The organism is Micromonospora parva (assembly GCF_000718515.1).
Classification (GTDB): domain Bacteria; phylum Actinomycetota; class Actinomycetes; order Mycobacteriales; family Micromonosporaceae; genus Micromonospora; species Micromonospora parva.
In genome coordinates this window covers 84,365-107,291 of sequence record NZ_JNZS01000007.1, presented here as the reverse complement: position 1 = coordinate 107,291, position 22,927 = coordinate 84,365, and the positions used below count along the sequence as shown (strand labels likewise).

22 protein-coding genes are annotated in these 22,927 nt (G+C 72.5%); 8 read left to right on the top strand and 14 right to left on the bottom strand.

Annotation, left to right across the window (positions count from 1 at the left end; translation table 11 throughout):
* The first annotated feature begins 3 nt into the window (after nt 1–3).
* On the top strand, nt 4–888 hold the full coding sequence (locus IF22_RS0110010) for a pyridoxal-phosphate dependent enzyme (RefSeq protein ID WP_030330567.1): 885 nt from the start codon (nt 4–6) through the stop codon (nt 886–888).
* A gap of 3 nt (nt 889–891) precedes the next feature.
* Here the strand turns inward: IF22_RS0110010 and IF22_RS0110005 are convergent, their stop codons facing one another.
* On the bottom strand, nt 892–1,533 hold the full coding sequence (locus tag IF22_RS0110005; RefSeq protein ID WP_030330566.1) for an HD domain-containing protein: 642 nt from the start codon (nt 1,531–1,533) through the stop codon (nt 892–894).
* An 87-nt stretch (nt 1,534–1,620) separates the two neighbouring features.
* Here IF22_RS0110005 and IF22_RS0110000 point away from each other — a divergent pair, with 87 nt between their 5' ends.
* A complete protein-coding gene (locus IF22_RS0110000) occupies nt 1,621–2,676 on the top strand; it encodes a GlxA family transcriptional regulator (protein ID WP_081883773.1) in 1,056 nt (351 codons plus the stop codon).
* A gap of 86 nt (nt 2,677–2,762) precedes the next feature.
* Here the strand turns inward: IF22_RS0110000 and IF22_RS0109995 are convergent, their stop codons facing one another.
* Nucleotides 2,763–3,608, bottom strand: a complete 846-nt coding sequence (locus IF22_RS0109995) for an NAD(P)H-binding protein (RefSeq protein WP_209444524.1) — start codon at nt 3,606–3,608, stop codon at nt 2,763–2,765.
* 86 nt (nt 3,609–3,694) lie between these two features.
* Here IF22_RS0109995 and IF22_RS0109990 point away from each other — a divergent pair, with 86 nt between their 5' ends.
* From IF22_RS0109990 to IF22_RS0109980, 3 genes are all read left to right on the top strand, one after another.
* The gene (locus IF22_RS0109990; RefSeq protein ID WP_245233583.1) at nt 3,695–4,174 is read left to right on the top strand and encodes a MarR family winged helix-turn-helix transcriptional regulator; all 480 of its coding nucleotides are present in this window, start codon (nt 3,695–3,697) and stop codon (nt 4,172–4,174) included.
* A 176-nt stretch (nt 4,175–4,350) separates the two neighbouring features.
* Nucleotides 4,351–5,541 carry an MFS transporter gene (locus IF22_RS0109985; protein WP_030330559.1) on the top strand — a complete coding sequence of 397 codons (1,191 nt, stop codon included), beginning with the start codon at nt 4,351–4,353 and terminating at the stop codon, nt 5,539–5,541.
* Between the two features lie 64 nt (nt 5,542–5,605).
* Nucleotides 5,606–6,235, top strand: a complete 630-nt coding sequence (locus IF22_RS0109980; RefSeq protein ID WP_030330557.1) for a VOC family protein — start codon at nt 5,606–5,608, stop codon at nt 6,233–6,235.
* Nucleotides 6,236–6,302: 67 nt separating this feature from the next.
* On the opposite strand, the gene IF22_RS0109975 is transcribed toward IF22_RS0109980, so the two are convergent.
* Both IF22_RS0109975 and IF22_RS0109970 read right to left on the bottom strand, forming a co-directional pair.
* Nucleotides 6,303–7,124 (bottom strand): GNAT family N-acetyltransferase, encoded by an 822-nt coding sequence (locus IF22_RS0109975; RefSeq protein ID WP_156057426.1) that lies wholly within the window; start codon nt 7,122–7,124, stop codon nt 6,303–6,305.
* Between the two features lie 7 nt (nt 7,125–7,131).
* Entirely contained in the window at nt 7,132–8,706 is a 1,575-nt protein-coding gene (locus IF22_RS0109970) for a helix-turn-helix transcriptional regulator (RefSeq protein WP_051708292.1), read from the bottom strand.
* A gap of 198 nt (nt 8,707–8,904) precedes the next feature.
* On the opposite strand from IF22_RS0109970, the gene IF22_RS0109965 reads away from it, so the two are divergent.
* Complete coding sequence (locus IF22_RS0109965) at nt 8,905–9,165, top strand: hypothetical protein (protein ID WP_156057424.1); 261 nt, start codon at nt 8,905–8,907, stop codon at nt 9,163–9,165.
* Nucleotides 9,166–9,178: 13 nt separating this feature from the next.
* Nucleotides 9,179–10,312, top strand: coding sequence for an oxalate decarboxylase family bicupin (locus tag IF22_RS0109960; protein WP_030330550.1), 1,134 nt, complete (start codon nt 9,179–9,181; stop codon nt 10,310–10,312).
* 51 nt (nt 10,313–10,363) lie between these two features.
* On the opposite strand, the gene IF22_RS0109955 is transcribed toward IF22_RS0109960, so the two are convergent.
* From IF22_RS0109955 to IF22_RS0109935, 5 genes are all read right to left on the bottom strand, one after another.
* Nucleotides 10,364–11,836: a PepSY-associated TM helix domain-containing protein gene (locus IF22_RS0109955; protein ID WP_030330549.1), complete on the bottom strand. Its 1,473-nt coding sequence runs from the start codon at nt 11,834–11,836 to the stop codon at nt 10,364–10,366.
* A 207-nt stretch (nt 11,837–12,043) separates the two neighbouring features.
* The gene (locus IF22_RS0109950; protein WP_030330547.1) at nt 12,044–12,607 is read right to left on the bottom strand and encodes a copper resistance CopC family protein; all 564 of its coding nucleotides are present in this window, start codon (nt 12,605–12,607) and stop codon (nt 12,044–12,046) included.
* Nucleotides 12,604–13,821, bottom strand: a complete 1,218-nt coding sequence (locus tag IF22_RS0109945) for a Dyp-type peroxidase (protein WP_425339844.1) — start codon at nt 13,819–13,821, stop codon at nt 12,604–12,606. Before IF22_RS0109945 ends, IF22_RS0109950 begins: the two co-directional genes overlap by 4 nt.
* 14 nt (nt 13,822–13,835) lie before the next feature.
* Nucleotides 13,836–14,438, bottom strand: a complete 603-nt coding sequence (locus IF22_RS0109940; RefSeq protein ID WP_030330544.1) for a copper chaperone PCu(A)C — start codon at nt 14,436–14,438, stop codon at nt 13,836–13,838.
* Nucleotides 14,439–14,503: 65 nt separating this feature from the next.
* Nucleotides 14,504–16,456 carry a copper resistance CopC family protein gene (locus tag IF22_RS0109935; protein ID WP_030330542.1) on the bottom strand — a complete coding sequence of 651 codons (1,953 nt, stop codon included), beginning with the start codon at nt 16,454–16,456 and terminating at the stop codon, nt 14,504–14,506.
* A gap of 221 nt (nt 16,457–16,677) precedes the next feature.
* Between IF22_RS0109935 and IF22_RS0109930 the strand changes: the two genes are divergently transcribed.
* Nucleotides 16,678–17,664, top strand: a complete 987-nt coding sequence (locus tag IF22_RS0109930) for a zinc-dependent alcohol dehydrogenase family protein (RefSeq protein WP_030330540.1) — start codon at nt 16,678–16,680, stop codon at nt 17,662–17,664.
* Nucleotides 17,665–17,687: 23 nt separating this feature from the next.
* On the opposite strand, the gene IF22_RS0109925 is transcribed toward IF22_RS0109930, so the two are convergent.
* From IF22_RS0109925 to IF22_RS35860, 5 genes are read right to left on the bottom strand one after another with little or no spacing between them, the layout of a single operon-like run.
* The gene (locus tag IF22_RS0109925; protein WP_051708291.1) at nt 17,688–18,368 is read right to left on the bottom strand and encodes an ABC transporter ATP-binding protein; all 681 of its coding nucleotides are present in this window, start codon (nt 18,366–18,368) and stop codon (nt 17,688–17,690) included.
* On the bottom strand, nt 18,365–19,369 hold the full coding sequence (locus tag IF22_RS0109920; RefSeq protein ID WP_051708290.1) for an ABC transporter ATP-binding protein: 1,005 nt from the start codon (nt 19,367–19,369) through the stop codon (nt 18,365–18,367). The genes IF22_RS0109925 and IF22_RS0109920 overlap by 4 nt, the downstream gene beginning before the upstream one ends.
* Nucleotides 19,366–20,250: an ABC transporter permease gene (locus IF22_RS0109915; RefSeq protein WP_030330536.1), complete on the bottom strand. Its 885-nt coding sequence runs from the start codon at nt 20,248–20,250 to the stop codon at nt 19,366–19,368. The genes IF22_RS0109920 and IF22_RS0109915 overlap by 4 nt, the downstream gene beginning before the upstream one ends.
* A complete protein-coding gene (locus IF22_RS0109910; protein ID WP_245233582.1) occupies nt 20,243–21,262 on the bottom strand; it encodes an ABC transporter permease in 1,020 nt (339 codons plus the stop codon). The genes IF22_RS0109915 and IF22_RS0109910 overlap by 8 nt, the downstream gene beginning before the upstream one ends.
* Nucleotides 21,232–22,821: an ABC transporter substrate-binding protein gene (locus tag IF22_RS35860; RefSeq protein WP_030330533.1), complete on the bottom strand. Its 1,590-nt coding sequence runs from the start codon at nt 22,819–22,821 to the stop codon at nt 21,232–21,234. The genes IF22_RS0109910 and IF22_RS35860 overlap by 31 nt, the downstream gene beginning before the upstream one ends.
* Nucleotides 22,822–22,927 lie beyond the last annotated feature (106 nt).

Genomic DNA, 22,927 nt, shown 5'->3' with positions numbered 1-22,927 from the left:
CGGATGATCCCACCCGTTCCTCTCGGCACGTGGCCCACGCCGGTGGAGGCCGCGCCCCGGCTCGCCGCCCGGCTGGGGCTGGCCGAGCTCTGGTTCAAACGTGACGATCTCACCGGCCTCGGTGGCGGCGGCAACAAGATCCGTAAGCTCCAGCACACCTGCGCGCAGGCGATCGCCGTCGGCGCCGGCACGGTGATCACCTCGGGTGCGCCGCAGAGCAACCACGCCCGGCTCACCGCGGCCGCGGCCGCGCGGCTCGGCCTCTCCTGCGTGCTGGTGCTCGCCGGCCCGCCCCCGCCGACCCCACGAGGAAATCTGCTGCTCGACGCGCTCGCCGGGGCGCAGATCGTCTGGGCCGGGGACCGGCCGCTCGCCGAGGTGGTGGCGGTCGAGGCGGAGCGACGCTCGGCGTACGTCATCCCGTTCGGCGGCACCTCCACGGAGTCGGTCCAGGCATACGTGGACTGTGCTCGGGAGCTGCGTACCCAACTGCCGGCCATCGACGGGGCCGAGGTCGTGGTGGCGCTCGGCTCCGGCGGGTCGATGGCCGGCCTGGTGCGGGAGTTGGGCGCGCAGCGGGTGATCGGCGTTGACGTCGGTGCCGTGCCGGACCCCCGGGCGACAGTCGCCGGGCTGCTCGTCGGCGAGGTCGAGCCAAACGCGCTGCGGATCGACGGCTCGCAGGTGGGTGCCGGGTATCGCACGTTGACCGACGCCGTGCGGGCGGCGCTGGAGATCACCGCCGGTACGGAGGGGATCTTCCTGGACCCGACGTACACCGGTCGGGCGATGGCGGCGCTGCTGGCCGGCAGCTTCCCGCGCGGCGACCGGCTCGTCTTCGTGCACACCGGCGGGCTACCCGGACTCTTCGGCCACCCCGAGCTGTAGGGGTCATTCGGGCCAGGCGGAGTCCTCGATGACCCGGACGAAGTCGATGTGGCGGTAGCCCGGCACCCGGTGCTCCAGCACGTCGCCGTTGACGGTCCCGAAGGTGGTGTCCGGCCGGTGCCGGAAACCAGCGGCGAAGGCGTCGACGATGGCCCGCTTGAAGTTCGGCCGCGGGTGTGCGGCGGTGACCGCCGCGATGTCGGCCGGGGTCAACTCGTGGTAGCCGATTCCGAGCACGTCGGTCTCGACGCCCGCGGTGACCAGGGCGACCTCGGGCTCCAGCCGGTACGGAACCTCGGGCGTGGTGTGCAGGGCGATCCCCTCCCAGACGAGCCGGGCCTCGTGTTCGCCGATGCCGTTCGACAGCAGGAAGCGGCGTGCCTCGTCGGCGCCGTCGAGTTCGAAGCGCTGATCGTCGCGGCGGTAGCGTTCGGTCAGTCCCAGGTCGTGGAACATCGCTCCCACGTAGAGCAGTTCGGGGTCGGCCGTCAGGCCGAGCCGCCGACCCTGCAATGTGCCGAAGAGGAAGACCCGCCGCGAGTGATGGAACAGCAGGTCGTCGGTGGCCTCGCGGACGAGTTCGGTGGCGTCGGTGGCGAGCCGCGAGTCGGGGATCCGGACGCCGGCGATCGTTGTGTGGCTCATCACTGTCCTGTCGGTCGGGAGCCCGGCCGGGCTCCGGTGCGTCAAGCGTCACCCGCTGGACCGGTCAGCCGCCCTGTCCTGTCTGCCATGCTTCCCTCAGATCAGGACATCACCGGAGGGGGTCGGCGGGTGGGTAGCGCGACGGCAGGGGTGCACCGGGTCACCGCCCTGGTCTTCGACGGAATGACGATGCTGGACCTCGCCGGACCGTTCGAGGTCTTCGCCGAGGCCGCCAAGTTCGGCGCGCGCTACGAGCTGGAGGTGCGCTCCGGTGACGGCGCCGCCGTCCGTGCCTCGACGGGTCTACTCGTTCAGGTCGACGGCGCGGTCGACGCGGCGACCGACGTCGGAACCGCCCTCGTGGTCGGCGGCGACGCGTTGGCGGTGCGCCCGATCAGTGCCGACCTCACCGCCGCCGCCGCCACGCTGTCCCGCACCGCCGGACGCACCGCCGCGGTCTGCACCGGCGCCTTCGTCCTGGCCGCCGCCGGCCTGCTGGACGGTCGGCGGGCGACGACGCACTGGCAGCACGCCCGGTTGCTGTCCGCCGCCTTCCCACAGGTCCACGTCGAGAGCGACGCGATCTTCGTACGGGACGGGACGATCTTCACCTCCGCCGGCGTGTCCGCCGGCATCGACCTCGCGCTCGCCCTGGTGGAGCGTGACCATGGTGCGGAGATCGCCCGGTCGGTGGCCCAGTCGCTCGTCGTCTTCCTGCAACGGCCGGGCGGCCAGTCGCAGTTCTCGCCGTCGCTCGCCCTGCCCCGACCCCGCACTCCGGTGCTGCGGCAGGTGATCGACGCGGTGGCAGCCGACCCGGCCGACGACCATTCGGTGCCGGCCCTCGCCGCCCGGGCGCACGTGAGCCCCCGTCACCTCTCCCGGATGTTCCGGCAGGAGCTGGGCAGCAGCCCCAGCAAGTACGTGGAGGGCGTGCGGGTCGACGCGGCCATCCGGTTGCTGCATGCGGGGAAGTCGGTCACCGCCTCCGCCCGACAGGTCGGCATCGGCAGCCCGGAGACGTTGCGCCGGATGTTCCTCGCCCGGGTGGGGGTGTCGCCCCGCGCCTACCAGCAGCGCTTCCGAACGACCGAGCGGGACTCGACGACGGTGCCGGACGACGGGGGCCGGCCGGAGCACTGACCCGCGCACCACCGTCCGGTGCGCCCGAGCCCGGTGCCCTCCGGTGCGATCGCGCCGGAGGGCACCCGCGCCGGGCTGTCGACGGGTCAGAGGCTCGCGAACTGCTCGCGGTGATCGCTGACGAACTCGGCGAAGGTCCGTGGCTGCCGCCCAACGATCCGCTCGACATGGTCGTTGGTGAAGTCACCCCACCCCGAACCGTAGGCGACCCGGTACTCGGCGAGGACCTCGGCCGACCAGTGGTCGAGGCCGGCCTGGAGCAGGCCGTCGCGCGTCTGTTCCGGGCTCTGCGGCACGTAGCGCACCGGCTGGCCGAGCGTACGGGCCATCTCGTCCGCCGCCTGGTCCAGCGTGATGCTCTCCGGGCCGGTGGGCGTGTAGATCATGCCCTGGTGCTGCTCGGGTGCGGCGAGGATCGCCGCTCCCGCGGCGGCGATGTCCCGGGCGTCGATCAGGCCGACCCGGGCGTCACCGAAGAGCCCGAAGAGGTGCTCACCGGCCTTGGCGGCGAGCAGGTTCTGCATGAAGTGGCTCGGCCGCAGGATCGTCCACCCGATGCCCGACTCCTGCAGCTCCGCGTCGGAGAGCGCGTGCAGTCGGCCGTTGCGGGTCGGCGCGTCGTGCGCGGCGCCGATCGCGGAGAGCCGGACGATGTGCCGCACGCCGGCCTGCCGGGCCGCCCACACCGCGTTCATGCTCTGGCTCGGCGCGAGCGGACCCATCGGCATCAGCAGCCACAGCGTCGTCACGCCCTCGAACGCCGAGGTCAGCGTGGTGGGGCGGTCCAGGTCGCCGACGACGTAGTCGACTCCGTCGAGACCTGGCGTACGTGCCGCGTCCCGTACGAGCGCGCGGACCGGCTGCTTGCCGGCCAACTCCCGCAGCACCTCCCGCGACACGGTGCCGTTTGCCCCGGTTATCAGAATGGTCATGGTCATCCTCTCGGTCAGGCGGACCGAGGTCGGATCATCGGTCGCCGCCAGCGACGATATAGTACAAAACTTGTACAGTCCAATGATTGGACCAAAGTATGAAGCGCAGCACACTGAAGGAGCAGGACCCTGACCTCGGGATCCTGGCCGTGCAGCTCTCCGCCCGCGTCCAGCGGGAGATCTTCCGACGTTCGGCCGAGCAGGGCTTCGACGACGTCCGGCCCCGCCACGGCGCGGTGCTGGCCTACCTCGACGCCGAGGGCACCCGCCCCGGCGAGCTGGCCCGGCTGGCCGGGCGCAACAAGCAGACGATGGGCGCGATCCTCGACGAGTTGGAGCGACTGGGCTACGTCCGGCGTACGCCCGACCCGGCCGACCGCCGCGCGAAGCTGATCGTGCCGACGGACCGGGGCCTCAGCTTCATGGCGGCCTCCGACGCCGTCGTGCACGTGATCGAGCAGAACCTCGCCGAAACGCTCGGCCCCGACCGGTACCGCGACTTCCGGGACGCACTGGGCCGTGGCGTGGCCAGCCTCCCCTCCGGCGGTCAGGACCCCGAGGGCTGAACCGGCGGCACGCGACGTCGTACCCCGGCGCTTTTCGGGGCGGGCGCACCCGGCGGCGGACCGCGCCGAACCGGTCGAACTGGCATACGACGGTGCCGGCCGGGTACGCCGCCGTGGCCGCGCGGCCGGCGCGACGCCCAGGCCGGACCGTCTTCGTGCAGCCGAGGAGCACCGACATGTCGATCTCAGGGCGGGCCCGACTCTCGCCGACGGCCTCCCTGGTGCTGCTCGCGTCGATCCTGGTGTCGTTCCTGGCCGCGTCGGCGGCCCCGACGCCGCTCTACGGCGTGTACCAGGAACGCTGGCACTTCTCGCCGGTCACGACCACAGTGGTGTTCGCCGTCTACGCGCTCGCCGTGCTGGCGTCCCTGCTCGTCTTCGGCAAGCTCTCCGACCACCTCGGCCGGCGGCCGGTGCTGGCCGTCGCGATCGCGGTGCAGATCCTCGCGCTCGTCGTCTTCGTCTTCGCCAACGGCGTCGCCGCCCTGCTGATCGCCCGCCTCGTGCAGGGGCTGGCCGCCGGTGCCGCCACCGGGGCCGTGGGCGCCGCCATGCTCGACATCGACCGGGCCCGGGGCACCCTCGCGAACTCGCTCGCCCCGGGCATCGGAACCGGAAGCGGGGCGCTGCTCTCCGCGCTGCTCATCCAGTTCCTGCCCGCGCCGACGCGACTGGTCTACCTCGTCCTGCTCGTGATCCTGCTGATCCAGGCCGTCGGGGTCGCGCTGATGCCGGAGACTGTCACGCCGCTGGCCGGGGCCCGGCGCAGCCTCCGGCCGGACATCACGCTGCCCCACGCGGTACGCCAGCCGGTCCTGGCCGTCGTCCCGGTGCTCTTCGCGGTCTGGGCGCTCGCCGGGTTCTTCGGCGCGCTCGGCCCGGCGCTCGTCCGCAGTCTGATGAACACGTCGATCGTGATCGGCGGTCTGGTCCTCTTCGTCTTCGCCGTCTTCGGGTCGATCGCCGTCCTGGTCCAGCGCAACGCCGCCGCCCGGACGGTGATCCTGACCGGGATCAGCACGCTCATCCTCGGCATGGTCGTCACGTTGGCAGCGATCATGGCGGAGTCCGTCCCGGGCTTCTTCGTCGGTCTCGCGCTCGGGGGAGTCGGCTTCGGCAGCGGCTTCCAGGGCAGCCTCAAGACCGTCATGCCGCTGGTGGAGGCGCACCAACGCGCCAGCGTGCTGTCCGTGCTCTACGTCATCTGCTACGTCGGCTTCGGTCTCCCCACGGTCATCGCCGGCTTCCTCGTGGTCTACGCCGGCGGCCTGCCGCGGACCGCCGACGAGTACTCCGTCGCCGTCATCCTCCTCGCCCTGGTCGCCCTGGTGGGGGTACGCAGGGCCACCCGGATGGCGCCGGGCTGATGCCGGAAAGCCCGCATCGGGCGGGAACGCGGACAGTAGCGTGTTGATCAGGAAGGGGACAGCGATGAGCCGGAAGGTTGCCCAGGCCGACGCGAGCACGGCGGCGCGGATCGAGAGCCTCGACATCAAGCTTGAGGTGCTCGTCATCCCGGTCTCGGACGTGGACCGGGCAAAGGCGTTCTACCAACGGCTGGGGTGGCGGCTCGACCAGACCCCGCCCGGCATCGTGCAGTTGACGCCGCACGGCTCCGCGTGCTCCGTGCAGTTCGGCCCCGGGCTCACCCCGGCGGCACCCGGCTCGGCAGTGGCGTATTTGGTCGTTTCCGACGTCGAGGCGGCCCGCGCCGACCTCGTCGCCGCCGGCATCGAGGTCGGCGACGTCTTCCACGTCACCCCGGACGGCCCGGTCGACGGGCCGGACCCGCAGCGACGCAGCTACTTCTCGCGCGCCACACTGCGCGACCCGGACGGCAACACCTGGCTGATTCAGGAGATCACGACCAGGCTTCCCGGGCGCATCGAGGGCGGGCTGACGTCGTTCGGCTCGCTGAGCGACCTGGCGGACGCGATGCGGCGCGCGGCCGCCGCACACGACGAGCACGAGAAACGTACCGGGGAGCGGGACGACAACTGGCCCGACTGGTACGCGGCGTACATGGTCAGCGAACAGTCGGGGGCCACACCGCCCGAGTGAGCCCTGACCGACGACGGATTCGGGGCCGAGGCCGGCGCACGGCTGCCCACCACGGCCCCGGGCGGGCTCAGGACGCCGCTCGCCACACCCAGTTGCGGCGTTCGTAGAGGGGCACCAGCCCGGCCCGGCGCAGGTTGTTCAGCGACGGGTTCTGCTGACCGGGAGCGGGCTTGCCGGTCTCGGCGAACAGCCACCGGCATCCCGCCTCGACGGCGGCCCGGGCGCGGGCGGTGATCAGCGCCGACTGCGCCCCGAGGCCGCGGTGACCGGAGGCCGTCGCGGCGGCGTTGAGCGCCGCGGCCTCGCCGTGCAGGAACAGGTTGGCGCCCGCCACCAGCTCACCGCCGTCCCACGCCGCGCAGGGTCGCCACGCCGGCCGGCCGACCGTCGCGGCCACCATGTCGGTGAGCCCACCGGTCGGCATGCCGAACCCGGTGAGCAGCACATCGGCCCAGCGCCGCGCCTCGGTGGTGGGCACCGGGCCGACCCGCAGGCGGGTCCGTCCGGCGGTGACGTCCTCGGGCCGGGCGGCGAGCTTGATCCAGGTGCTGCCCGGCGTGAGCCCGCGCGCGGCGGCCACCTCCTCGAAGCCGGCGGGCACTACCGACGGAATGAGCTGGATGACGGCCTGACCGATGCCGTGCTCCCGGTAGAAGTCGAGGACGTCATCCAGGACCTGCACGGTGAACGGCTCGGTGGTGCCGAAGCCCAGGGCCTTACTCCAGTACCCGCCGGACGGATCGTTGCGCATGCCGAGGGCGACACCGCCGCCGACGCGGGTGGTGGCGATCCCGAGATCGGTGTACGTGGGTGCCTGTGACTCGTACGAGTGCATGAATTCGCACTCCACGGCCTCGGCGAGTGGGGTCAGGTCGGCTGGCGCTGTCACCAGCCGATTATCGTCTGGTCCTCTCCCAGGCCCGCACCAGCTGCATCCGGTTGTTGATGCCCAGCTTGTGATATATGGACCGGAGCTGGGTGTCCACGGTGTGGAAGGAGACGAAGAGGCTCCTGGCCGCCTCCTTTTTCGTGGCGCCGGCGGCGAGCATCTCGGCGACCCGCTCCTCGGCGGGGGTGAGCGCGTCGAGGCCCCCACCGGGCGGCTCGTCGATCGACGGCCGGTGCCGCGGGGTGCCGCTGAGGTCGGCGCAGCGCCGGTCGGCAATCGCCTGGTCGCCGGGGGCGCCGATCCGGGCGTAGAGGGCAGCAGCCTCGTGCGCGGCGTCGCGCGCCTCCCCGGGGCGCAGCCGAGGGTTGTTCGCCAGGTCGAGCAGCGCGTCGGCCAGCGCCGGCCGGGCGGCGGTGGTGCGCAGCTGGTCGACCGCCGACCGGAGCGCGTCCGGGTCGCCGTCGCGCAACCCCCGGCTCTGGTCGGCCAGCGCGCGCCACAGCGGCACCGGCGTACGGGTGGACACCAGCTCGACCAGTTCGGTGACCCGGCGGGCGGCTCGGGTGTCGCCGGTGGCCACCGCCGCGCGTACCAGCCGGGGACCGAAGTGCGGCACCGGCAGCAGCGGCCGGACCGAGCGGTGCAGGTCGGCGACGACCCTGGTGAGCAGGCCCGCCGGCGTGCTCACGGCCGGGTCGCGGGCTGCCACGCAGAACGCCGGGCTCCACATCGTCCGGTCGGGCCAGCGGTCCTCGGCGAGGCAGGTGCGCAGGATGGCGCGGGCGTCGTCGTGCTCACCACGGCGGTAGCGCACCTCACCGATCACCGCAACCAGCAGGGCGCGCACCTCTCTGCTGAGGTCCGCCGAGCCGGAGCTGAGCGTCGTGACGGCCAGCGCGGCCGCCTCGGGCAACTCGCCCACCGCCACCATGCGCAGGCAGTCCAGCGCGGTCAGCCCGGTGAGCGGCCCGTCGCCGTCATCCGGCGCCTGGCGGGCGGCGGCCCGGGCGTCCGGGTGCCGGCCCAGGCCGAGCGCGACGAGGATCCGTTCGGCCCGGATGGACGGGGCGTCGGCGCGGGCCGACCAGGAGTTCGGATCCAGGGCCGCCAGCACGGCCTGGGCGCCCGGCAGGTCACCGTGCGCGAGCGAGCGGGCGGCCCGGCCGAGGGCGAGATGGCGAGCGGACGACTGGTCACCCGACGCGGCGTGCGCGGTGCCCGCGTCGCGCAGCAGGGCGTCGGTGTCCGGATGACCCGTGCGGGCCGCGACCGTGGCGACCAGGGCGAGCACCGTGGCGCGACTGCGGGCGTCCAGCCGGAGGTTCAGTGCCTCCCGCAGGCCGGTGAGGGCGATGGTCGGCTGTTCCAGTGCGACGGTCCGCGCCACCCGACCGAGCACCAGGGTGCGGTGCGGCTCGCCGCCGCGGCTCGTCGCGACCTCGGCCGCCAGGATGTGGAGCGCCTCCGTCCCGCGCCCGGCGAGCCGGAGCTGGTCCGCGGCCTCGAAGAGCCGGTGCCGTCGTTGCTCGGTGGTGATGTCGTCGGCCGAGAGCGTTCCGGAGCTGAAGGATGATTCGGACAATGGCGTTCTCCCCGGTTGTTACCCGGCGCGTCGAAATGCCGTCCTGCGACCGAGCCTAGCCACGCCGGCACGTACGGGAGACCGGATCGCCGAACCGGCGGGATTGCGTCGAATGGCCCGTGCCGTCCGGGAACTGGTGTGCGGTAATGGCGCGATCACGTGATGCGACGGTCGGTGTTCCGCGCCGATCATCGAACCATGGCCCCGCTCACCGACCCTCCCGGTCTGCCTCGGCTCCGGGTCGTGCTGCTGATGTTCGTCGTCTATGCCGGCACCGGGGTGGGTGGTCACGCTCCGGCGTGGACCCGTCTGGTGCTGACGGCGATCGCGGTGGCGATCCCGGTCGCGATCGCGATCCAGCACGGCCGGCCCGGAGTGCGTGCCCTGCTGGGAATCTCGTCGCGGCTGCGGCTGCGTGGCGGATCCGTTCCCGCGCCCGAGCCGGTCCGACCCGAGTGAGGAGACAGCGATCATGGCTGACAGTGATCCCGAACCGAGGCGCGGCGACCAGGGCGCACCGCCCTTCGCGGGCCGCAACGTCGCGCTTGAGCGGCAGAACCCGGACCTTGTGGTTCCACCCACCACCGACAGCCGGTTGGTGCCCAACCTCAAGTTCTCGTTCTCGCAGGCGCACACCCGGGTGGAGAAGGGCGGCTGGACCCGGGAGGTCACCAGCCGCGACCTCCCGATCGCCACCCAGTTGGCCGGCGTCCAGTTCGGTCTCGAACCGGGCGCGTACCGGGAGATCCACTGGCACCAGCAGTCGGAGTGGGCGTACATGCTCAGCGGAAGCTGCCGGATCAGCGCCGTCGACCACGAGGGACGCAACTTCATCGAGGACGTGAAGGCGGGCGACCTGTGGTTCTTTCCGCAGGGTGTGCCGCACAACATCCAGGCGTTGCAGGACGGCGCGCAGTTCCTGCTGGTCTTCGACGACGGCGCGTTCTCGGAGAACAACACGTTCCTGCTCAGCGACTTCTTCGCGCACACCCCTCGGCACGTGCTGGCCAAGAACTTCGGCTGGACGCCGGAACAGATGGAGAACCTGCCCGAGCGGGAGAAGTACATCTTCCAGGGCGACGTCCCACCACCACTGCAACAGGACCGGGTGGTCAGCCCGACCGGCGACATCCCCCGAAGCTTCAAGCACCGGATGCTCGCCCAGACCCCGCAGCGTTTCCGCGGCGGAACCGTCCGGATCACCGACTCGACCAACTTCGCCGCCTCCGTGACCACCGCCGCGGCACTGGTGGAGGTCGAGCCGGGTGGGATGCGCGAACTGCACTGGCATCCCACCACCGACGAGTGGCAGTACTACATCTCCGGCACCGCACGGATGGGCGTGTTCGCCGCGCAGGCCGCCGCCCGGACGTTCGACTTCCAGGCCGGCGACGTGGGGTACGTGCCCTTCGCCTACGGCCACTACATCGAGAACACCGGTGACGAGCCGCTGGTGTTCCTGGAGATGTTCCGCCATCCCCGGTTCGAGGACATCTCGGTGATGCAGTGGATGGCCAACACGCCCCACGAGATCATCGCCGACACGATCAACGTGTCGACGTCGATCGTGGACAGTCTGCCGAACACCAAACAGGTGGTGATCTGAGCGTCTTCGCGTCCGGCCGTCCGTCGCGTCACGGACGGCCGGACCGGTGGATCAGCGCCCCGCGGGTGCCGGGGAGGTAGGAGCCGCGAGTCGTCGGCGTCGGGACACCGCCCCCACCACCACGTCGATGACGAGGAAGGCGAGCACTGTGATCCCGAACAGCGGGAGCGCCCAGCCGATCGCCACGGTCACCGGTACGCCGATCAGCAACGCCCAGAGCGGCAGACCGCGTACACCGCCGCGCGCCGGCGGGGTGCCGGCGAGGGCGCGTCGGTCGGCGCGGGTGGGTCGACGCTGCCACCACATGCGGTAACCCCAGAAGATGACGCAGAGCAGCCCGAGGGCGAGCGCGGCGAGCAGGATCTGGTTGACCAGGCCGAAGAGGATCCCCATGTGGGCCTGGATGCCGAGGCCGCTCAGTTTGGCCAGCAGGGGCCAGTCGGCGAAGTCGCTGCGGGCGGTCACCGCGCCGGTGGCCGGGTCGACGGCGATGCGGTCCTTGTTGACCGGCCAGGTGTTGTCGACCTGGGTGACAGTCCAGGCGGAACCCGGCTCCGGCGCGGGGGTGATCTCGACGGGACCGGAGAGGCCCGCGTCGCGAGCGACGCCCAGGACCCGGTCGAACGCCGCCGACTCGACGACCCCGCCAACCCCGGCGGCACCGTGCTCGTGGCCCCCGCCGGTCTCGGCAGGGGCGGTGGGGCCGGCCGTGAGGCTGGTGGAGATCTCCGGGGTGCGGGCGTTCACCGCGTCGAGGCCGTCGGCGAAGTTCGCACCGGCGTAGCGGGACCACGTCAGACCGGTGACCGAGAGGAAGAGGAGACCGACGGTGAGCCAGATGCCGGTGGTGGCGTGCCACCCTCGGGTACGACGAACACCCTTACCCGTGGACAGGTCCGGCACGAGCAGATGCCGGGCTGCGGCTCGGGCGGCGCCGCGTCGACGCCACCAGAGGATGCCCCCGCCGAGCGCCATCACCCACAGCCAGCTCGCGGCCAGCTCGGAGTAGTGCTCGCCGACCGTGCCCAGGTGCAGGTGGCGGTGCAGGTCGTCCAGCCAGGTGACGGCCGGCGTGGACCCGAACCAGGTGGTGAGCTGGCCCTGGGACTCGGCGGTGTACGGGTCGATGTAGACGGTGTGCTGCTTCTCGCCAAGCTCGGGCAGGGAGAACACCACCTTCGTGGTCCGGTCGCCGTCGCCGGGTTGCACGGTGGTGATGCTGCCGTCGGGGTGCGCGTTGCGGGCCGCCCCGATCTGTTCGGCCAATGGCAGCTGACGCTCACCCACCTCGGCGACGGTGAGCTGGTTGCCGTAGAGGATCGTGTCGAGTTGCGGTGCTGTGGTGTAGGCCAGACCGGTCAGTGCGGCGACCACCAGGAACGGGGCGACGAGGATGCCGGCGTAGAAGTGCAGCCGCAGCAGCAGCGCGCCGAACGGCGACGTGCGCCGGGCGGCTCGGGCCGGTTTCTCGGCGGTGATGGCGGGTTCCGGCTGCGGCGTGCCGGACAGTTCGGTGAGAGACATGGTGATCCGATCGGAAGAGTCGGGAGTCACCCGGTAGGTGTCTCCCGTGCTGGTCTGGTCGCCCGGTGAGGTGTCGCGTCGGCCCCTGACCGGTAGTCGGGGGAGAGACGCCGCTGGTTCCGGAGACGTGCAAGACCGGGCCGGTCGGTCCGGGCCGTGCGGTGCGCGTCGCCGGTCCGCCCCACTGTGGAGCGGATCACCGTCTGATCAGCGCCGCACCGTCCGTCGCCACCGCAGCCCAACGGCCGTCACCAGGACGAGGAGGGCCAGCGCGGCCCCCGCCACGAGCACACCGCTCGGGCCGTCGTCGGACTCCGCGCCGGCGGCGGCTGGGGCGGGCGCTGAGGCGCTGAGGTTGGCAACCGGCGCGGCGCTGGACGAGGGATCGGCCACCGTGAACGGGTACGACCCCTGCACCGGGTGCCCGTCGACGGAGACGACCCGGTAGGCGACCGTGTAGGTCCCGTTCGGCAGGGTGTCTGTCACCTGAACCGTGCTCGTCGCCCCGGTGACCACCGGTTCGCCGGTGGGAAGCTTCCGCTTGGCGGCGTCGGTGAGCACGATCGTGGTGAAGGTGGGGTCGAGCCGCCGCATGAATTCCAGCGTGACCTCGGTCGGTGCGCTCGACAGTGTCGCGTCCCGGGCGGGCGTGGCCGCCCGGAGCGAGTTGTGCGCCCAGGCCGGGCCGGCCGGGATGAGCACCGCCACGAGGACGGCGAGCACCGCCGCGCCGAGCCGGACGGCGGTGGGGCGCGACGGCGACCTGGTCATCCGAGCACCTGCTCGCCGATCCAACCGCCCGGTGGACATCCGGGCGGGATGGCGAAGACCGCGGAGCCGATCGGCGTGGTCCACTCGTTGAGCAGGTCCCGGTCTGCCAGCCGGCGCTGGATGGGCAGGAACTGCCGGGCGATGTCGGCCTGGTACGACGTGAAGATCAGGCCGCTGTCCGCGTGACCGTCCGCCGTCGGCACCCCGTCGTAGTTGTACGGCCGGCGGAGGATCTTCAGCCGGTCGTCGGTGACGTGCGCCCGGGTGAGGTGGGAGAAGTCGGGGATGACGGTGAGCCCGTCCGGATCGGTGGCGGCGAAGTCGGGTTCGTCGTGCTCGGCGGTGCCGGTGAGCGGGGCACCGGTGTCGAGCCGCCGCCCGACGGCGAGTTCGCGGTCGGCCCGGCCGAGCAGGTCCCAGGTTTCCATGTTCATGCTGATCCGCCGCACCACCACGGTGGTGCTGTCGCGCAGCCACGCCGGGCCGTCCGGCACCCAGAGCGCGGTGTCCATGGGCGCGCCGGGTCGCGGGTTGGCGGTGCCGTCGAGCTGACCGAACAGGTTGCGTTGGGTGTGGCCACCCGGCTCGACACCGGGGCTGCGCCGGAAGCCCTGCTGGACCCACCGCACTGTGGCGAACGGTCGGCTGTCCTTGATCAGCACCCGTTGGGCGTGGGCCACGGTGATCGCGTCGTCAGCGCAGATCTGGAGCAGCAGGTCCCCGCCGGACCAGGCCGGCTGGAGCCGGTCGATGCGGAACGACGGCAGGTCGGTGACCGATGCCGGCCGGCGGTCGTCGACGCCGGCCGCCCGGTAGAGGCCGGGCCCGAAGCCGATGGTCACTGTCAGCCGTGCCGGCAGCAGCCCCAGTTCGGCCTCGGTGTCGGCCAGCGCGGGCCGGCCCTGGGTGAGTCGGGCGGCGTCGTCGGTGAGCAACCGCAACATCCGGCCCAGCGCGGCCCGGTCGACGCCGGCCCGCAGCGTGAGCGCCACGAACGACGCGTGCGCCTGCGGTTCGGTGGCCACCCCGGCCTGCCGGGCGCCGTGGAACGGCTCGACCAGGCCGCCGACGCTTGCCACCGCCGTGGGGTCGGCGGCGGCCGGTGGTTGCCCGCTGCCGGTACGAGTCGCGGCGATGGCGGCACCGCCGGCCAGAGCCCCTCCGGCGGCCAGGGCTCCGCCGGTGAGCAGACCACGCCTGCTTACCGGCCGCACACGTGGCGTCCGCGTCACGATGCCGGGCTCGTGCTCATCTCCGGCGTGGCGCTCGTGCCGTGCATGGGCTGACCGTGCCCCGGGGCGTAGCTCTCCTGCGCGCCGGTGAACGGCTTGGCCACGGCGCGGAACTGCTGGGTCCTGCCGTCGGCGAACGTCAAGGTGAAGGTCACCTCGTCGCCGGCCCGAACGGGCCTGCTGAGGTTCATCAGCATGAGGTGGTCGCCGCCGGGCTCCAACGCGTGGGTGCTCCCGGCCTTGATCACGATGCCACCCTGCTTCTGCCGCATGACCATAGTGCCGTCCTTCATGGCCATCTCGTGCAGTTCCATCGAGGACAGGGCGGTGGTGGCACCTGTCACCGTGACGTCGACGTCGCCGTCGTTGACCAGGGTGCCGAAGGCCGCCGTCATGCCCTTGTCGGCGGCCTTCACCCACGGGTCACGAATGCCGAGCACACCAGCGTCCGGGTTGGCCGACGCCGACACCGACGGTCCCGCCTGCGCGGTCGCCGGAGAGTCGGACGAGCCGCAACCGGCGGTGCCCACCGTCAGGATCGTGGCGGCGAGGATCGCGGCCGAGCGGCGGCGTGGACGGAGCGGGCTGGCGCTGCGCATGTGTTCTTCCTCCGATGGTTGCTGCTGGCTGGTAGGTCGGCAGCAGCACGGAGAAAGTTCCAGGCTCAGGGCACGTCGATCGTGAACTCCCCGGTGTGCACCGTGCCGGCGACCTGGAAGTCGAAGAAGGCCCGGTACCGGCCGGCACTTGGCACGGTCAACCAGAACTTGACGGTCCCGTCGACCAGCTCCTGCTCGGGGTGGACGTGCACGTAGCCGAGGTCGCCCTCCCGCACGACGACCAGGTGCCCGTACGCGCCCAGGTACCGCTGCAACTGCGCGGGTGTGCCGGCGCTGGTGACCTGGAAGTGGATCGGCGCCGTCACCCCCACCGTCGGGGTGCCGGTCATCGACACGGTGAACGGACCAGCCGCCGCCTGTGCCTGCGGCGGCGGCAGCGCGGCCGGGGTGTGCGCGCCGGGCACCGTGTGGTCGACGCCCAGCACCAGGGGCTGCTGGCTGCCGTTGGCACTGGTGACGGAGAAATCGGCGTAGACGCGGTAGCCGCCGGGTCGGGCCAGCGTCAGCGGGACGCTCCAGGTGCCGTCGGGTGCCATCGTCGGGTGCAGGTGCTGGTAGCCGGTCAGGTCCCGGCCCACCACGATCAGGTGCAACGGCTTGTCGTGCACGACCGCGAAGCGGGTCGCCGGCTGCCGGTCGGTGCCGACGATGCGGAAGCGGTAGTCGGCGCGTACCCCGGCGGGTTGGGTTCGTTCCAGCGGTTGCAGCGTGAAGCCGGCGGCGCTGACGGTCGTCCCGGTGGTAAGCGTCTCGCCTGTTCCGCTGTCGCCCCGGTGCGTGTGCGGCCCGGTGCCCGCCGGGTGTTGGTGTCCGTCGGTCGCGGACACCGCCGGGCCGGAGGCGGGCGGACCGCCCGCCGGCTGCCGGGCGGTGTTGGCGGCCGGGCCCTCGTTGCCGCTGATGCGCGCCAAGCCGAACCCGCCGAGCAGGGCCAGCACCAGGGCACCGACGAACAGTGCCAGCCCGGTGTTGCTCAGCCGGGACCGGGGCGTCGCGCTGGCGAGGTCCGGGTCCGGCGACGCTCCGGGGTCGGCGGGCGGTCGAGTGTCCGAGGTCTGCGTACCGTTGCCGGTCGTCGCGGCGGCCCGGTCTGCGTCGGTTCTGCCACCGACCGCCCTGCCGCCGCCAGTCTTGGCAGCGGCGGTCCTGCTACCGGCGCCCTTGGTGCCGGGGGTCCTGGTTCCGGGACGGGTGCCGGCGCCGCGTCGACCGGATGTCGCCGGCGCGGTACGGCCCCGGCCGGCGGGTCTGCCAGTGGAGGCCGTCCGCCGACGCCAGACGACGGATCCGGCCGCCGCGACCGCCACCGCGACCACCGCCAGGCCGACCCACGCGACCGCTCCGGGGCCGCTCTCGTCAGTCGACTCGATCGGAGCAGCCGCTGCCGCGGACGGCGGAATCGGGGTCTCGGCCGCGACCGTCGGCACTGCCGACGCCTGCCCGGACGACCCGTGTTGCTCGGCAGCGGCCAGCAGCGCCGGGTCTGGCTGGGTCGACGGCGGGCTCCACCCCTTCGGTGCCGCAGTCACCGGCCCGTTGTAGCGGAAGGTCACGGTGCCGCGTACGGGGTCGCCGTCCGAGGCGACCGACAGGTAGCTCACCGAGTACTCGCCCTTGGCCGGCAGGTGTGCGACCGCCACCGTCGCGGGGAACCCGGTCGTGTACTCGCGCGGCTCGAACTGGCCGTTCACCAGGAAGTACTCGCGTACCGGCTTGTCCAGTGGCTTCGGCTCCCCGTACGACCAGCCGTTGTCGACCCGGATGCCACCGGGCGCGGTGACCGTGAAGTACGCGTTGGCCGCGGCCTTCTCGGTGAAGAACAGCCGCACCGACGTCAACGCCTCGCGCACCGTGGCGCCTGCCGCCGGCGTGGACATCGCGAGGGTCCCGTGAGCTGCGGCGGGCTGAGCGGACGCGAGGAGGGCGACAGCCGAGACGAGGAGGAACGCGAGGAGGCCCGAGACCACCCGCCCTGCGATCTGAGGGTGACGACGCATCTGAATATCCTGACGGCGCGGAGACTTTTTACAAGAGGTGGCGATCTTTTTCCTCAGATGGCAAAAGCGGGGCGGGTGGAACGGTGGCACCGGGATGGTCGGCCGGCGTCGGGCGAAAGTTTCCGGCGGGTGCCAGCGGCGGTCACCGAAGAAGCCGCCCGGTCGGCAATCCGGTCGGTTAGCGTCCACCTGACGTCTCGATCACGGAGAGTGTGGGGGCTATGCGGGCTGCGGTGCTGCGGGAGTTCGACGTTCCGCTGACGGTCGAGGAGATCGGCGACCCCGCCCCCGGGCCCGGGCAGGTGCTGGTGCGGGTCGTCGCCAGCGGGGTCAACCCGCTCGACACGAAGATCCAGGCGGGGAAGGCCGCACACGCGCGTGTCCAGCTACCCGCGGTGCTCGGCATGGACCTCGCCGGTGTGGTCGCGGCGGTCGACGCGGAGGTGACCGGCTTCGCCCCGGGAGACGAGGTGTACGGGCTGTGCGGGGGAGTCGGTGACCTGCCGGGCTCGCTGGCCGAGTACACCGCCGTGGACGCCCGGTTGCTGGCTCACAAGCCGAACAACCTCTCGATGCGGGAGGCCGCCGCGTTGCCGTTGGCGGCAGTCACCTCCTGGGAAGGTCTGGTCGACCGGGCCGGGGTCCACGCCGGGCAGAAGGTGCTGGTGCACGGCGGCGCCGGCGGGGTCGGGTACGTGGGCGTGCAACTCGCCCGGGCGCGAGGCGCCGAGGTGTACGCCACGGGCCGGCCGGCGAACCTGCCGGTGATCGAGAGCCTGGGCGCCGTGCCGATCGACTACACCACGAGCACCGTCGACGAGTACGTCGAGAGACACACCGGCGGTGAGGGTTTCGACATCATCGTCGACAACGTCGGTGGCACGACCCTCGACGCCTCGTTCGCGGCGGTCCGCACCTACCACGGGCACGTCGTCAGCGCGTTGGGCTGGGGCGCACACTCGCTCGCCCCGCTGTCGTTCCGTGGCGCCACCTACTCCGGCGTGTTCACCCTGCTGCCGATGCTCACCGGGCGGGGCCGTGACCACCACGGTTCCATCCTGCGCGAGATCGCGGCGCTGGCCGAAGCCGGTGCGCTGCGTCCCCGACTGGACGCGCGCCGGTTCACGCTCGACACGGTGATGGACGCCCACCGCCTGGTTGCCGACGGCACCGCCAACGGCAAGGTCATCGTGGACGTCGCCGACTGAGTGGGAACCCGTCGGCCGGGAGGTCAGGTCCGTGCGGGTGCCGTGCCGGCCAGGTCGACGATCCGGTCGCTCCAGCGCTCCAGCAGAGTCTGGTCGTGGCTGATGACCAGGACCCCGGCCTGCTGGGCCAGCTGGTAGTCGCGGATGACGGCGGCGACGTGCGCCTGCGTGGAGGCGTCGAGCATCGCGGTGGCCTCGTCGCAGAGCAGGTAGTCGGGACGGTGCACGAGGGCCCGGGCCAGGCAGGCGCGTTGCAGTTGCCCGTCGGAGACCGCGTGCGGACGTCGGCTGCGCAGATCCGCGGTGAGGCCGACCAGGTCGGCGAGTTCGGTGACCCGTTCCCGGACCGCCGCCTCGGGTGTCCGGGTGGCGCGCAGCGGTTCGGCGATCAGGTCGGTGAGGCTCAGCCGGGGATCGGCGGCGGCGCGCGGGCTCTGGAAGAGGGCGGCGACGCGGGTCCGTAGGGCCACCGGCACGGCGTACCGGACGGCGCTCACTGCGGTGCCGTCGATGCTGACCCGGCCCTGATCGGGCTGGTGCAGCAGGGCCAGGACCCGTACCAGTGTCGACTTTCCGCAGCCGGACGGCCCGCGCAGTCCGACCGTCTCGCCCCGGTCGATCCGCACCGTGACGCGGTCGAGGACGACCTGGCGGCCGTACCCGACGGTCACCTCGTCGGCGAGCAGGTGTGGCGTGCTGGTCACGGGTTGGCTCCGGTGCGGATCGGGTGGTGGCAGGCCACGGTGCCGCCACCGGCGACCGGTGTCGGCTCTGGTGGGTGAGCGCAGGTGTCGGTGCGGTGCGGGCAGCGGGGCGCGAACGCGCAACCGGGGGGCAGCGCGGTGAGCATCGGCGGGTCGCCGGGCACCGGCCGGAAGGCCCGGTCCGGCAGGGCGTCGAGCAGCGCCGAGGCGTACGGGTGGGTCGGCGCGGTGAAGAGTTCGTCGGTGTCGCGGTGCTCCACGACGCGGCTGGCGTACATCACGGCGACGGTGTCGGCGACCCGGCGCGCGGCGGCCAGGTCGTGCGTGATGAGCACGACGGCGGCGCCGTTGTCGCAGCGGCGGCGCAGCAGGTCGAGGGTGTGGTCGACCAGCGGCCGGTCCAGCCCGGTGGTGGGCTCGTCGGCGATGAGCAGCGCCGGGTCTGGTGCCAGCGCGAGCGCGGTGACCAGCCGCTGTGCCATCCCGCCGGACAGCTCGTGGGGGTAGCGGTCCAGGTCCGCCGGGTCGAGCCCGACGTCGACGGCGAGCTGGTCGGCGTCGGCGCGGTCGCGGCCGTGCGCCCGCAGCGTCTCGGCGAGTAGCCGCCGTCCGGTGCGGACCGGGTTCAGGGCGGTGGCCGGGCTCTGTGGAACCAGGCCCACCAGGCGCCCGCGTACCCGCCGGGCCAGCTGGCGTTGACCGCAGGTGATCAGGTCGACCGGTTCGCCGTCCGACTCGTGCAGGACGGCGTGGCCGGTGGTCGTGGCGTTGCCCGGCAGCAGGCCGAGCAGGGCGTGGGCCAGGACGGACTTGCCGCAGCCGGACTCGCCGACGACGGCCAGCAGTTCGCCGGCCCGGACGGTGAGGTGGAGATCGGTGACGGCGCGCACCCGCGCGTCGCGCAGCCGGAACTCGACGCCGAGGCCATCCACGGCCAGCAGCGGCCGACTCGTGGCGGCGCGGGCCGACGCCGGGGCGGGAACGGATTCGGTGGTGGTCACAGGTGCAGCTCCGCTCGAACCCGGGGATCGAAGCGGTCACGCCAACGGGCGGCGAGGACCGCGATGGCGAAAGTGACGACGACGATGACCGCGCCCGGCGCCAGGCTCGCCCACCACGCACCGGTCAGCAGCGACCCCTGACCGTCATTGATCATGTTGCCCAGTGAGGCGAGGTGCGGCGGCAGGCCCAGGCCGAGGAACGACAGGGCGGTCTCGTGCCACACCGCGTGCGGGATCATCAGGGTGGTGGCCAGCGCCAGTCGGGGCAGGACGTGCGGCAGCAGGTGCCGGGTGAGGACCCGGAGTCGGCCGGCTCCTCCGCTGATGGCGGCGTCGATGAACGGTCGGTTCCGCAGACTGAGCACCTCGGATCGGACGATGCGGGCGGTGGACAGCCAGTGGGTGAGCCCGACGGAGGCGATCACGGCACCGAGGCTGGGCCGCAGCATGGCCACGATGAAGATGCCCAGCAGCAGGTGCGGCATCGCGGCGATGGTGTCCACGATCCGCATCAGGATCCGGTCCACCCGGCCGCCGAGCGTGCCGGCGATCCCGCCGACCACGCCGCCCAGGACGGTGGCGACGAGCGCGGCGACAGCCCCGACGAGCAACGAGACCCGCAGCCCGTAGACGGCGCGGTGCGCCACGTCGCGGCCCAGATCGTCGGTGCCGGCGAGGTGGGTCCAGGACGGCGCCAACCGGGTCTGGTCCAGCGCGACGGCGCTCTGGTCGAGGGGCCAGACGAGCGGTGCGAGCAGCGAGCCGGCGACGGTCGTCAGCAGGACCAGACCGGCGATGACGACACCGGTCTGGCCGGGGCGCAGCCGCAGCCGGGACCGGGCCACGTGGAGCAGTGGCGGTCGGGTAGCAAGGTCAGCCATCGAGTCGTACCCTCGGGTCGGCGGCGGCGTAGGCCAGGTCGGTCGCGAGGTTCGCGGCCAGCACCACCGCGGTGGTGGCCAGCGTGATCGCCGCCAGCAGCGGGAAGTCGCTGCCCAGCGCGGCGGCGACGGTGACCGCGCCGAGGCCCGGCAGGGAGAAGACCGTCTCGACCAGCACCGCCCCGCCGACCAGTTCGGGCAGGTGGGTGCCGACCAGGGTGAGGAACGGCAGCAGCGCGGTTCGCAGCGCGTGCCCGAACAGCACCGTCCGGCCGGGCAACCCGCGCGCCCGCGCCGCGAGCACGTGGTCGTCGCGCATGCTCTCCGCGACCGCGTCCCGGACGAACAGCACGAACCACGGCGCCTGGGACACGGCCAACACCCCGACCGGCAGGATCAGGTGGTGCGCCACGTCGCCCCAGGACGTGCCGGTCGCTGTGACATCGGTGAGCCCGCCGGCCGGCAACCAGCCCAGGGCCAGCGCGAACACGGCGATCGCGGCCAGGCCCAGCCAGAAGACCGGCATCGACTGCACCGCGTACGCACCGGCGCGCAGCGCGCGGTCGAACAGCCCACCCCGGCGGTACGCGGCCAACGAGCCCAGCAGCAGGCTCCCGACCAGGGCCAGGGCCAGGGCCACGCCGATCAGCAGCAGCGTCCAGCCGGCCCGGGCGGCGAGCACCGAGGCGACCGGCTCGTGCCGGCTGGTCGACCAGCCCAGGTCGCCCCGCACGAGGTTGCCGATCCAGCGCAGGTACTGCACCGGCACCGGGTCGTCGACGCCCCAGTTCGCGCGCAGCTGGGCCAGGTTCTCCTCGCTGGCGGTGAAGGCCGCCGCGCCCGCGTACTGCTTCGCGGGGTCGACCGGCGAGGCGGCGCCGAGGGCGAACATCCCGACGCTGGTCGCGGCGAGCACCGGCACGGCGACGAGCAGCCGACGCCGGAGCACCGCCCTCGCCCCGGCCAGTCGACCGGAGCGGGTCACGACCGGGTCCAGGTGTCGATGTTCCACCACAGGCTGTTCGCCACCCCGTGCTCGTGCGCCTCGACGCGGGGAGCGACACCGCGCACCGAGGACTTCAGCACGTAGGTGTGCCGCAGGTAGGTGAGGAACAGCCACGGCACGTCGGCGGCCAACTGCTTCTGGAACCGCGCGTACGCGGCCCTGCGAAGATTCGGGTCGATCTGGTCGCGGCCCTGCTGGAGGGCCCGGTCGGTCACCTCGGAGCGGTACGAGCCCGGGTTGAAGTAGCCCTGCCCGGCGAACTGGGAGCTGAACAGCTTGTACGAGACGAAATCCGGGTCGTACGGCGTGCCGTAGCCCATCAGCAGCGCGTCGGATCTCATCCGTGGGTCGATGGCGTCCCAGGTGAGCCCGGCCGGGGTGACCCCGATGCCGATCTTCTTCGCGTCGGCGGTGACGGCGAGCGCCAGGTCCTTGCGCAGCGTGTCGCTGGCCGGGTACATCAGCGTGAACCGGGCCGGCCGGCCGTCCTTGACGCGGATCCCGCCGGGGCCGGGGGTCCAGCCGGCCGCGTCGAGCAGCGCGCCCGCCGCCGTCGGGTCGGCGGTCGGCTTGCCGATGATCGAGGCGTCGGTGAACTCGGAGGTCGGCGGGATCGGGCCGAACGCCGGTTCGCCGGCGCCACCGAGGATTCCGGAGACCATCGCGGCCCGGTCGACGGCCAGGTTGAGCGCCCGGCGGACCGCCGGGTCGGCGAGGACCGGGTTGCCCGTCGGCAGCATCACACCCCGGTAGTCGGCGGTCGGCACCCGCTGCACCCGGTACGCCGCGTCGGCGTCGAAGCCGGAGGCCAGCTTGGGTGGCAGCTCGGCGGCGTCGAACTCGCCGGCGCGCATCCGCTGGGCGCGGACGTTGTCGTCGGCGACGAACGCCACCACCACCCGGTTGTTCTTCGGTCGGCCCGCGAAGTAGCTCTCGTTCGCGGTGAGCACCAGGCGGTCGCCCGGCGTCCACGACTCAACCTTGTACGGCCCGGTCCCGACCGGTTTGCGATTGAACCCGGCGGTGTTGATGTCCTGCCCGCTGAGCAGCCTGGCCGGCACGATGCCGAGAGTGAGCCGTTGCAGGAACGGCGCGTACGGGTAGCGCAGCCGGAACACGACGGTGGCCGCGTCGGGCGCGGTCACCGACTCCACCATGTCCAGGTCGGAGCGGAGCGTGGAGTCCACCCTCGGGTCCAGCACCGCCTGGTACGTGAAGACGACGTCCGGGGCGGTCAGCGTGGTGCCGTCGTGGAATTGCACGCCGTCGCGGAGCTTCGCGGTCACGGTGCGCCCGTCGGGCGACAGCTCCGGCAACGCCGTGGCCAGAGAGGCCACGAGGCGGTTGTCAGCGTCCCGGCTGACGAGGCCGTCGAAGATCAGCGAGGCGCCGTCGACGCCGTAGTTGAGCACCGGGTTCAACGCGTCCGGTTCGTCGGAGGTGGCCACGACCAGCGTGGTCCCGCCCGCTGAGCCGTCGGGCGTGGCCGGGGCCGAACAGCCGGCGAGGACGAGCATTCCCGCCGCCGCGGTCGACGCCGCGAAGCGTCGGACGGTCGGACGCATCCGGGTCACGGAGGGCTCCTGTGGTGTGGGGAGTCGTTGGTCGGGTGGGCGCAACGCCGCAACCGTTGATCATCACGGTGGCACAGTTGCCAGTCTTTGGCAATTA